This is a genomic window from Herbaspirillum sp. B65 (genome assembly GCF_000333555.1).
GTDB lineage: Bacteria > Pseudomonadota > Gammaproteobacteria > Burkholderiales > Burkholderiaceae_D > Herbaspirillum > Herbaspirillum rubrisubalbicans.
In genome coordinates this window covers 1-10,036 of record NZ_BADI01000453.1, presented here as the reverse complement: position 1 = coordinate 10,036, position 10,036 = coordinate 1, and the positions used below count along the sequence as shown (strand labels likewise).

13 protein-coding genes and 1 pseudogene are annotated in these 10,036 nt (G+C 63.3%); 9 read left to right on the top strand and 5 right to left on the bottom strand.

Translation table 11 applies throughout. The features are described 5' to 3' along the window. Window positions 1–826, top strand: a pseudogene (purH, locus tag I5W_RS10820) (bifunctional phosphoribosylaminoimidazolecarboxamide formyltransferase/IMP cyclohydrolase); the annotation flags it as partial. A gap of 210 nt (window positions 827–1,036) precedes the next feature. On the opposite strand, the gene I5W_RS10815 reads toward purH, so the two are convergent. The 3 genes from I5W_RS10815 to I5W_RS10805 all read right to left on the bottom strand — a co-directional run bounded on the left by I5W_RS10815 (window position 1,037) and on the right by I5W_RS10805 (window position 2,902). After that, window positions 1,037–1,396 carry a DUF1493 family protein gene (locus tag I5W_RS10815; protein WP_044529224.1) on the bottom strand — a complete coding sequence of 120 codons (360 nt, stop codon included), beginning with the start codon at window positions 1,394–1,396 and terminating at the stop codon, window positions 1,037–1,039. 92 nt (window positions 1,397–1,488) lie between these two features. After that, window positions 1,489–1,857, bottom strand: coding sequence for a DUF1493 family protein (locus I5W_RS10810; protein ID WP_252716990.1), 369 nt, complete (start codon window positions 1,855–1,857; stop codon window positions 1,489–1,491). Between the two features lie 22 nt (window positions 1,858–1,879). Further along, window positions 1,880–2,902, bottom strand: coding sequence for a MerR family transcriptional regulator (locus tag I5W_RS10805; protein WP_083893512.1), 1,023 nt, complete (start codon window positions 2,900–2,902; stop codon window positions 1,880–1,882). 53 nt (window positions 2,903–2,955) lie between these two features. Between I5W_RS10805 and I5W_RS10800 the strand changes: the two genes are divergently transcribed. The 4 genes from I5W_RS10800 to ruvC are packed head-to-tail and all read left to right on the top strand — an operon-like array spanning window position 2,956 to window position 5,440. Beyond that, window positions 2,956–3,174, top strand: a complete 219-nt coding sequence (locus tag I5W_RS10800; RefSeq protein WP_044529222.1) for a DUF2256 domain-containing protein — start codon at window positions 2,956–2,958, stop codon at window positions 3,172–3,174. A gap of 11 nt (window positions 3,175–3,185) precedes the next feature. After that, the gene (locus tag I5W_RS10795; protein ID WP_050010653.1) at window positions 3,186–4,496 is read left to right on the top strand and encodes an FAD-binding domain-containing protein; all 1,311 of its coding nucleotides are present in this window, start codon (window positions 3,186–3,188) and stop codon (window positions 4,494–4,496) included. Beyond that, window positions 4,489–4,887, top strand: coding sequence for a thiol-disulfide oxidoreductase DCC family protein (locus I5W_RS10790; protein WP_252716989.1), 399 nt, complete (start codon window positions 4,489–4,491; stop codon window positions 4,885–4,887). The genes I5W_RS10795 and I5W_RS10790 overlap by 8 nt, the downstream gene beginning before the upstream one ends. Before the next feature lie 10 nt (window positions 4,888–4,897). Beyond that, window positions 4,898–5,440 carry a crossover junction endodeoxyribonuclease RuvC gene (gene ruvC, locus I5W_RS10785; RefSeq protein WP_017452021.1) on the top strand — a complete coding sequence of 181 codons (543 nt, stop codon included), beginning with the start codon at window positions 4,898–4,900 and terminating at the stop codon, window positions 5,438–5,440. Here the strand turns inward: ruvC and I5W_RS10780 are convergent. Then, window positions 5,437–6,375 carry a DUF808 domain-containing protein gene (locus tag I5W_RS10780; RefSeq protein WP_044529220.1) on the bottom strand — a complete coding sequence of 313 codons (939 nt, stop codon included), beginning with the start codon at window positions 6,373–6,375 and terminating at the stop codon, window positions 5,437–5,439. The genes ruvC and I5W_RS10780 overlap by 4 nt on opposite strands. A 135-nt stretch (window positions 6,376–6,510) precedes the next feature. Here I5W_RS10780 and ruvA point away from each other — a divergent pair, with 135 nt between their 5' ends. The 4 genes from ruvA (at window position 6,511) to I5W_RS10760 (ending at window position 9,690) form a co-directional block, all read left to right on the top strand. Then, on the top strand, window positions 6,511–7,089 hold the full coding sequence (gene ruvA, locus I5W_RS10775; RefSeq protein ID WP_017455104.1) for a Holliday junction branch migration protein RuvA: 579 nt from the start codon (window positions 6,511–6,513) through the stop codon (window positions 7,087–7,089). A gap of 24 nt (window positions 7,090–7,113) precedes the next feature. Further along, window positions 7,114–8,169, top strand: coding sequence for a Holliday junction branch migration DNA helicase RuvB (ruvB, locus tag I5W_RS10770; protein WP_017452024.1), 1,056 nt, complete (start codon window positions 7,114–7,116; stop codon window positions 8,167–8,169). A gap of 202 nt (window positions 8,170–8,371) precedes the next feature. Next, window positions 8,372–9,214, top strand: a complete 843-nt coding sequence (locus I5W_RS10765) for a 2-keto-4-pentenoate hydratase (RefSeq protein ID WP_044529219.1) — start codon at window positions 8,372–8,374, stop codon at window positions 9,212–9,214. A gap of 20 nt (window positions 9,215–9,234) precedes the next feature. Then, window positions 9,235–9,690: a YaiI/YqxD family protein gene (locus I5W_RS10760; RefSeq protein ID WP_044529218.1), complete on the top strand. Its 456-nt coding sequence runs from the start codon at window positions 9,235–9,237 to the stop codon at window positions 9,688–9,690. 7 nt (window positions 9,691–9,697) lie between these two features. Here I5W_RS10760 and I5W_RS10755 read toward each other — a convergent pair. Then, window positions 9,698–10,036 (bottom strand): DUF2147 domain-containing protein (locus I5W_RS10755; protein ID WP_044529217.1); only part of this gene is annotated, 339 nt, incomplete at its 5' end.

The window sequence follows — 10,036 nt, the reverse complement described above, 5'->3', positions numbered from 1 at the left end:
AAGGCAAGGACTGTCCTTCAACAACATCGCCGATGCCGATGCCGCCTGGGAATGCGTCAAGAGTTTCGACCCCGCGCTTGAGGCCGCCTGCGTCATCATCAAGCACGCCAACCCCTGCGGCGTGGCCATCGGCGCCAACCCGCTGGAAGCCTACAGCAAGGCCTTGCAGACCGACCCGACCTCGGCCTTCGGCGGCATCATCGCCTTCAACCGCGAAGTGGACGCAGCCGCTGCCGAAGCCGTGGCCAAGCAATTCCTGGAAGTGCTGATCGCCCCGTCCTTCAGTGCAGAAGCCAAGCAGATCTTTGCGGCCAAGCAGAACGTGCGCCTGCTGGAAATCCCGCTGGGCAAGGGCCTCAATGGCTATGACTTCAAGCGCGTCGGTGGCGGCCTGCTGGTGCAGTCGCCGGATGCCAAGAACGTGCTGCTGGCCGACGTGAAGGTGGTCAGCAAGAAACAGCCGACTCAACAGCAATTGCAGGACCTGATGTTCGCCTGGCGCGTGGCCAAGTTCGTCAAGTCCAATGCCATCGTCTTCTGCGGCAATGGCATGACCCTGGGCGTGGGCGCCGGCCAGATGAGCCGCATCGATTCGGCCCGCATCGCTTCCATCAAGGCCCAGAATGCCGGCCTGACCCTGGCCGGTTCGGCCGTGGCCTCGGATGCCTTCTTCCCGTTCCGTGATGGCCTGGATGTGGTGGTCGATGCCGGTGCGACCTGCGTCATCCATCCGGGTGGTTCGATGCGCGACCAGGAAGTCGTCGATGCTGCCAATGAGCGCGATGTCGTCATGCTGCTGACGGGTACCCGTCACTTCCGTCACTGATCGACAGCGTTTGCTGCAACGAAAACGCCCGGCTGCGAGCCTAATGCCGTTCAGTTAAGCCCAGTCGAAACTGCGTTTCTGGCGTTCATCAGGCTCAAAACCAAAAAAATCGCCGCTCCTGAGTTATCAGGGCGGCGATTTTTCCTTAACCGAACGGCATTAGGGATTTGCCGGGGCTTTTATTTTCTCAATTAAGCCGGTCGCGCATACCTAGGACGCTGGAAGTGCTTCGAGTCGAACACAATCCCATCGACCATCAAGCGCGGCCTGGTGCAGCATCCTGAGCGTCACTGGCGGCCTATCATAGGAGGCACGTTTTTTCCTGGAAACCAATAAGAGGAGAAGTTCGAGGAGGCTGAATCCTTCAGCGACAAAGTAGCGATCAAAGCTGTAGTCACCATAGTCAACAGAGAACTCTTCAAAAAAGTGCTGCATGAAATCAACGGCATCGTCACCGGTAACATCTAAATCATTATTGAGCTGAGTATCGCGGGTGAGCGGCGTTTTGGGATTCGTGCCGTTTTCCTTGCGTACCCACGCTTCGAATCTTTCCCAAGTGATATTCCGCATCACAAGACCCTGTCCTCTGTTTTGACCCGGCGATTATAGTTACCGATAGAACGACTGGTAATCGACGCCGCGTTAGAGGCCAAAACCGTGTCCTACTCTGGATCTGTTCCAAGTGCTTCGAGCCGAGCACAATTCCATTTCCCATCCAGTGCCGCCTGGTAGAGCATCCCCAAGGTCAGCGGGGTCCGCTCATACTTGGCCCGTTTCTTCTTGGACAACACCATATGGATCACCTCGATGAGATTGAATCCCTCGCCGAGGAAATATCGGTCGAAACGATAGTCCCCAGGGTCGATGGAAAACGCCGCGAAGTAGCGATCGATGAAGTCAACGGCTTCATCGCCGGTGAGGAGCATGTCTCCGGTCAGCGTGGTGGTCCTCGCCAAGCGCATGTTGTCGCTGGTGCCATGTCGCTGTCGGACCCAGGCTTCAAAGCTGTCCCATGTCAGATGGTTCATCATAATGAGTCAAAGTCGGACGGCTTCAGTTGTCCTCGGTGATGAATCCTTCATGCAGCGCAATGCGCGTCATGGCGGCTTCAAAACGCTGGCGTGATTCTGAGGTCATTTGCCGCAGGTATTGATGCAATTGCGCATCGGCCAGATTGCGATTGGCGCACTGGGCGCTGTAGCGTTCGAACTGCGACAACTGCATCAGCAGCTCGGCCACGTGGCGCGGGCATTCGCAAGCCACCGTGGTGGACTGGTTGGCGAAGGCGATGAGCTCGTGGTCGCTCCAGCGGCGCTTGGCCGGCGCGCTCGGCGGCAGGGTATCGACCGCGCGTGCGGGTGAGGACAATGCGGCCAGTCCGCGCAGCCATTGCAGGATCACCACATCCGGTTGCGGCGCACGCAACAGGCTGATGCCCACCGCGGCCAGCGTCTCGCACACGGCCTCGCTGGCAAATCCGTACAACACCGCCATCGGCAGGCCGCTCAAGGCCGGTGCCGAACTTTCCAGCGCGCCCAGCCAGCCGGCGTGCAATTGCGGTTCGTGCAGCAGCAACGCATCGACTTCTTCTCGTTTCAAGGCCATGGCGGCCTGCTCGATGCTGTCGAACGGGCCGAGCAATTGCAGGGGACGCCCCAGGCGCTGCACCAGCCCCGGCTTGTCCAAGCGCTGCGCCAGGCTGGTGCCGATCACGGCCAGCCGCCACTGGCCTGGCGCCGCCTGCGGGGCGGCGGGGCGCGCCGCGTGCAGTTCGGCATGGGTGGCCGCGACCTGGTGCAACTGCTCCATGTCCAGCCCGGCCAGGCTACCGATGGCATGACCCAGTTCGGTCAACTGGCGGATCAGCGCCAGGCGTCGCACGTCGGCTTCCGAGTACAGGCGCTGGCCGCTGGGCGAGAGCTGGCCCTGGGTGAGCGCATAGCGGCGCTCCCACACGCGCAGCGTGGCGACCGGCATTCGCAACATGCGTGCGACCGCGCCCGTGCGGCGCAAGGCTGGGCTGGCGGGTTTGTCCAGCGGGGAGGGGGTGGAAGACGTGGGCTCGGATGGGCGCATGGGGGCTCCGTTGAATCAGGTTTGACGCAGAGTATAGGCGATAAATTGGCGTCATGAATCAAGTATGGCAGATTTGTTCGCTACAATTCGATGTCATGAAACCCAGGAGCCAAGCCACCGGACACCGCGGCAACAAGGCGCACTTGCTCAGCAAGCCCTGCGCCGTGTGCGGCCTGCCCATGACCTGGCGACGCTGCTGGGCGAAGAACTGGGAGCAGGTCAAGTACTGTTCCCAGGCCTGTCGCCGCCAGCGCGCCTCGGTTGGCCTTTGAGGAGTCGCACCATGTACCGCAAACACCAATTCGACCTGTTGCTGGATACGCCTGACCCGGACGATGCGACTACTCCGCCCACCTCTCCCGTGACACCGGCGCCCCTGGCCGTGCTGTCCTTGCTGCCCACCCTGGCTGCCGCCCGCGAGCGCATCGCCGCCGTGCGTCCGGGCGCCTATGCGCGCACCCGCAATAGCCTTGATGGCGCCGTCACCGGGCTGTCGCCCTATCTCACGCATGGCATGGTCAGCCTGCGCGAGGTGCTGGCCGGGGTATGCAGTCGTCATGCGCTGGAGGTGCAGCACAAGTTCGTCTATGAACTGGGTTGGCGCGCTTTCTACCGCTACGTCTGGGCGCGTCGCGGGGCGCGCATCTTCGACTCGCTGCATGGCGGCCCGTTGCCCGACGCAGCCTATGCCCGCGAACTGCCGGCCGACATCCGCGCCGGGGCCACCGGCCTGCCGGTGATCGACCAGGCCGTGCGCACCCTCTATCAGACCGGCACGCTGCACAACCATGCCCGCATGTGGCTGGCCAGCTACGTGGTTCACCTGCGCAAGGTCCATTGGCGTGCCGGCGCGGATTGGATGGTCGGTCACCTGCTGGATGGCGACCTGGCCAGCAACCACCTGAGCTGGCAATGGGTGGCCGGCACCGGCAGCCACAAGCCCTATCTCTTCAATGCCGAGAACGTGGCCAGATATGCTCCGGCCGAGTGGCATAGCCCTGGCACGGTGGTGGATACCTCCTATGAAGCTTTAGGCGCAATGGCGCTCCATCCCGACCCGGTGGCCGCCGAACCCGCCCAGCGGGCGCGCCAGCGCTGCCAGGAGCCAGCCCTGCTGTCAGCGCCACCTGAACATTTGTGCAGCGTGGCACCGGCGGCCCCGGCCGTGGCCGGGCGCGATGTCTGGCTGGTCCATCCTTGGAGCCTGGGCGAGTTGCCCGCTGATCTGCCGGCCGATACCCTGGTGCTGGGCCTCTATCTGTCGGATTTTCACCTGCTGTGGCCCTGGGCGCCGCGGCGCTGGGCCTTCGTCGGCGCCCGTATGAAGGAAATGACCGCCTTGTGCTGGCATGGCGATGCCGCCAGCGTCGGGCGCGCCTTGAAAGCCGCGCGCAGCGTGCGCTGCCAGGCCGATCCCCATCTTGCGCCGTGGCTGCCGTTGTGGGCGCAATGCGTCAGTCCACCCGCATTGTTCCCGTCGGTAGACAAGCCCTGTGACCTGTTCACCCAATGGTGGCGGCGCAGCACGCAGGGTCTGCAGACGGCAGCCCAATTGCTGGCGCGCCAGGATGGGCGGGAGCAGCGCGATGGATAAGCCTGACAGCGCCTGCAAGGGCGAGCTGACCGTGCTCTATGACGGCGGCTGTCCCTTGTGTCGCCGTGAAATCGGTCTCTACCAGCGCATCGCCGAAGATGCCCCGCTGCGTTTCTGCGATATCAGCCAGGCCGCTGGCGCGCCGCCGGAACTGCTGGACGGTCTGGATCGCGCAGACCTGCTGGCGCGCTTTCATGTGCGGTGCGACGATGGCGTTGTCTTCAGTGGAGCCGAAGCCTTTGTGAAGCTTTGGGCGACGTTGCCGGGATGGCGCTGTCTGGCCCGGCTGGCGCGCCTGCCGGGCATGTTGTGGCTGATGGAGCGTAGCTACCGGGGCTTCCTGCGCATTCGCCCGGCCCTGCAGCGCCTGATGGTGCGCCTGATCGGTTAGACTGGCGGGCATGAAAATCCTCGGTATCGACCCTGGCTTGCGTACCACCGGTTTCGGGGTCATCCACAAGCAGGGCAACACGCTGTCTTATATCGCCTCGGGCACCATCAAGAGCCCGGATGGCGATCTGCCTTCACGTCTGAAGGTGATCCTCTCCAGTGTCGGCGAAGTGGTGCGCACCTATGCACCTGACTGCGCGGCCATCGAAAAGGTGTTCGTCAACGTCAACCCGCAATCCACGCTGCTGCTGGGCCAGGCCCGCGGCGCGGCGATCTGCGCGCTGGTGGCGGCCGACCTGGCGGTGGCCGAATACACCGCCTTGCAGGTCAAGCAAGCCGTGGCCGGCCATGGACGGGCGCAGAAGGCCCAGGTGCAGGAAATGGTGGCCCGGCTGCTGAAGCTGCCGGGCCTGCCTGGCACCGACGCGGCCGATGCGCTGGGTGTGGCGATCTGTCATGCGCACGGCGGCGGGGTCTTGTCCGACCTGGGTGCCCTGGCCCCGGCGCTGGCGCGCAAGGGCATACGGATGCGCGGCGGGCGCCTGGTCGGCTAGTTTTTCTTGAACCGGGCCAGCACGCGCTGCACCAGCGTCACCCCCGCCAGCACTACGCCCCCGGCCAGCACGCCAAAGATGGCATTCAAGACGGCCGGCGTGATAGCGCCCAGCACCGGCCCGATCACCGCCAGATCGCCCACCACCACGGCGGCATGTTCGATGGCGTGATGCGCCAGCGGCAAGCCGTGCGTCAAGATGCCGCCGCCCACCATGAACATGGCGATGGTGCCGATCACCGAGAGGCTGCGCATCATCGCGGGCGCCGTGGCCAGGATGGCGCGCCCGATGCCCGCCTTGACCCGCCCCCAGGCGCTGGCGCCAGCGTGCTGCACCAGGTATAGGCCGCCATCATCTAGCTTGACGATGCCCGCCACCAGGCCATAGACGCCCGCCGTCATGATCAGCGCAATGCCCACCAGCACCGTGATCTGCTGCTGCAAGGGCGCACCGGCCACGGTGCCCAGGGTGATGGCGATGATCTCGGCCGAGAGGATGAAATCGGTGCGCACGGCATCCTTGATCTTGTCCTGCTCGTAGTGCACCGGGTCGATGTCTTGCGGCGCCGTGGCGGCGACTTCATGATGTTCTGCTTCATGTGGAAGATACTTGTGAGCCAGTTTCTCGAAGCCTTCAAAGCAGAGAAAGGCGCCGCCCAGCATCAACAGCGGCGTCACCGCCCAGGGGATGAAGGCGCTGATGGCCAGCGCTGCCGGCACCAGGATCGCCTTGTTCTTCAGTGAACCCTTGGCCACCGCCCATACCACCGGCAATTCACGCTCGGCGCGCACGCCGGAGACTTGCTGGGCGTTCAGGGCCAGGTCGTCACCCAGCACGCCTGCGGTCTTCTTGGCGGCCACCTTGGTCATCAGGGATACGTCGTCCAGTACGGTGGCGATGTCATCAATCAATGCGAAAAGGGCGCTGCCGGCCATGTTTTTCCTTTGTCTTGGTCTAAGCGGATGATAAGTGTGTGATGAGCAGGTGAGGGTGGATACTGTTTATCCGAACAGTGCTGTATCATCGCGGGATTATCACAGAAGCTGCCTTCCAGGCACATCCTTGACCCCATGATTGGTCGACTCTCCGGAATTCTTCTAGAAAAACTCCCTCCCAATCTGCTGGTGGATTGCCAGGGCGTCGGCTACGAAGTGGCCGTGCCCATGAGCACCTACTACAACCTGCCGGCCCTGGGCGAGAAGGTCACGTTGCTGACACACCTGGCCATCCGCGAGGATGCGCACATCCTGTTCGGGTTTGGGACTGCCGAAGAACGCAATACGTTCAAGGAGCTGATCAAGATTTCCGGGGTCGGTGCGCGTACCGCACTGTCCATCCTGTCGGGCATGTCGGTGTCGGACCTGGCGCAGGCCGTGAGCCTGCAGGAAGCCGGTCGCCTGACCCGCGTGCCCGGCATCGGCAAGAAGACCGCCGAACGCCTGCTGCTGGAATTGAAGGGCAAGCTGGGCGCGGATCTGGGCGTGGCCCCCGGCGTGGTCCACAGCGACGCCACGGCCGACATCCTCAATGCCCTGCTGGCGCTGGGCTATTCGGACAAGGAAGCGACCCTGGCCATGAAGCAGGTACCCAAGGAGGCCAGCGTCTCGGACGGCATCAAGCTGGCTCTCAAGGCGCTCTCCAAGGCCTAAGGCGGGGCAGACAAGGACCACAGCATGAGCATCCAGACCGACGATTTCTCCGAACAGCGCATCATCTCCGCCACTCCGGCCTCGGCCAACGAGGAAGCCATCGAGCGCGCCCTGCGGCCCAAGCAGCTCGATGAATATGTCGGCCAGGAAAAGGTGCGCGCGCAGCTGGAAATCTTCATCTCGGCCGCCCGCAAGCGCGGCGAACCGCTCGACCACACCCTGCTGTTCGGCCCGCCCGGCCTGGGCAAGACCACCATGGCCCACATCATCGCCCGCGAGATGGGGGTGAACCTGCGCCAGACCTCCGGCCCGGTGTTGGAGCGCGCCGGTGACCTGGCCGCGCTGTTGACCAATCTGGAAGCCAATGATGTGCTCTTCATTGATGAAATCCACCGCATGTCGCCGGTGGTAGAGGAAATCCTCTACCCGGCGCTGGAGGATTATCAGATCGACATCATGATCGGCGAAGGCCCGGCCGCCCGCTCGGTGCGTCTGGACCTGCAACCCTTCACACTGGTGGGCGCCACCACCCGCGCCGGCATGTTGACCAATCCCCTGCGCGACCGCTTCGGCATCGTTGCCCGCCTGGAGTTCTACACCCCGCCCGAACTGGCGCGCATCGTCACCCGTAGCGCCGGTCTCTTGAACGCCCCCATCGTCGAAGATGGCGCGCTGGAGATCGCCCGTCGCAGCCGCGGCACCCCGCGTATTGCCAACCGCCTGTTGCGCCGCGTGCGCGACTATGCCGAGGTCAAGGGCGAGGGCCGCATCACCCGCGAGATGGCCGATGCCGCACTGGTGATGCTGGACGTCGACCCGGTCGGCTTCGACCTGATGGACCGCAAGCTGCTCGAAGCGGTGCTCTTCAAGTTCGGCGGCGGCCCGGTCGGGCTGGACAACCTGGCTGCGGCCATCGGTGAAGAACGCGACACCATCGAAGACGTGCTGGAGCCCTACCTGATCCAGCAGGGCTACCTGCAACGCACGCCGCGCGGGCGCATCGCCACTGGCGCGGCTTACCAGCACTTCGGCGTGACCGCACCGCGCACCGGTCCCAATGGCGAACTGTGGGGTAATTGAAGGAGGCCGTCTACACGGGCAAGCCTGGCTGTTCTGTTCATGTTTGCAATATTTTCAGTGAATGAAAAACACCATGACGCGCAGCAGCAGAGTTAGATGAAATTTTTGTCAGATATCGTATAAAAGCGAGTTTTTGCTTGTGCAAAAATTAATCGTCATCGACAATGGATAGCTATTCACTATCTTTCGATGTGAGCCCTCCATGCTAATGTCGAGCCAAGCCCTTCGATACGCGCATCAGTTGCTGGATGCGCGCGCCCAGTCGCAGATCATCCCGCGCATTTCCGAGTCCGAGCCGCTGTCGGTGGAAGATGCCTACGAAATCGCCCACACTATCCGCAATATCCGCGTGGCCCAGGGCGAGCAACCCATCGGTCGCAAGATCGGCTTTGTGGTGCGCAAGAACTGGAAGCATTACGGCATCATCGACGATCCCCGCATCCCGACCTGGGCGCCGATGTACGACACCACGGTACGTTTTGCCGAAGACAATCACGGTGCGCAATCCCTGACCGGTGCCGTGCAACCGCGCATCGAGCCGGAAATCGTCTTCAAACTCGGCAAGACCCCGGCACCCGACGCATCGTTGGATGAACTGGCCGATTGCCTGGAGTGGATGGCGCACGGCTTTGAAATCGTGGTCTGCCCCTTCCCCAAGTGGGAATTCACGGTAGCCGATTCGATTGCCGCCTTCGGTCTGCATGGCACCCTGATCGTGGGCGAGCCGCATGTGCTGTCCTCGGCCAGCCGGCATCACCTGCCGCAGATCCTGGCCAGCGCCAGCGTCTCGCTGTCCTGCAATACCGAATCTTCCAGCGTGCTGCGCGCGGCCGGTTTCTGCAACGATGAAATGGATAGCCCCCTGCACGCGCTGTGGCACCTGCACCAGTTGCTGCAAAAGCAATCCCGCTTCCGCCAATTGCAGGCGGGCGAGATCATCACCACCGGCACCTGGACCGACGCCTGTCCCATCGAAGCCGGCCAGACCTGGACCACGGCCTTCTCCGGCCTGACCTTGCCGGGCCTGACGGTGTCCTTCGTCTGAGCCTGGGGCGCAGCCAATCCGTGGCCATCTGGGTGGATGCCGACGCCTGTCCTGGCGTCATCAAGGACATGCTCTTTCGGGTGGCCGAGCGCACCGGCATCGTGGTCACGCTGGTGGCCAACCGGCCCCTGCGCACGCCGCCTTCACGCTACATCAAGTCCATGGTGGTGCCGGCGGGTTTCGACGTGGCTGATCGTGAGATCGCGCGCCAGGTCACGCCAGGCGACCTGGTCGTCACGGCCGACATCCCGCTGGCCGCCGATGTGGTGGCCAAGGGCGCGGTAGCGCTCAATCCGCGCGGCGAACTCTATACGACCCACAACATCGGCCATCACCTGAGTACCCGCAATTTCATGGAAGAGTTGCGCAGCAGCGGTGTCGAGACCGGCGGCCCGGCCGCCTTCAGCGCCAGCGACGGCCGCGCTTTCGCACGCGAGCTGGACCGCTACGTCCTGAAGGCCTCGCGCACCCCCTGAACGCGCCTTACTGCTCGCGCAGCCAGGTCTGGGTGCGGCCCAGCATGGGCATCCCGATATAGCCGCGCACGTTCAGTTTCTGGCCATCGTCGATGACCGAAAGCTTGCTCTTGTAGACCTTGCCATTGGCCGGATCGATGATCTGGCCGCCGTCGTATTGGTCGCCATCCTTTTTCAGACCCGACAGGATGGTCATGCCGATCACCGGCTGGTCCTTCAACTCGCCCTCGCATTTCTGGCAGAGTGGGTTCTGGTCTTCGTCCGGCGCACGGAAGAGTTTTTCGATCTTGCCGCTCAGTTCGCCATTGTTTTCGGTAATGCGGATCAAGGCCTTGGGTTGCCGGGG